At 52.2% G+C, this 205-nt stretch carries 1 pseudogene; it reads right to left on the bottom strand.

Annotation, left to right across the window (positions count from 1 at the left end):
* Window positions 1-14: 14 nt before the first annotated feature.
* Window positions 15-205: pseudogene (locus NLU14_RS23040) on the bottom strand (lipid A deacylase LpxR family protein); the annotation flags it as partial.

The following is a 205-nucleotide window of genomic DNA, read 5'->3' as shown; positions in this document are numbered from 1 at the left end:
TTTTTACATGCCGTTCAGAGGCGTTTGCTGAAGACCAGCCCACCCCATGCAAGCGTGCGGTTTCCAGTGCCGTCTTTAATCTCGGAGTTCTGGACCCGCAGTACGTAACTCAACTCTGTGCCAGCCAGGAAGCTGTGGGTATAACCTGCCCAGACTTCGGCAAGCAGAATGTTAAGGTCATTACCATCCAGTTCATGGTCCGAAT

The sequence above is a fragment of the Marinobacter iranensis genome, assembly GCF_029207565.1.
Lineage (GTDB): Bacteria > Pseudomonadota > Gammaproteobacteria > Pseudomonadales > Oleiphilaceae > Marinobacter > Marinobacter iranensis.
Note: the sequence above shows the minus strand (reverse complement) of the source record. Positions and strands in the feature narration are given on the sequence as shown.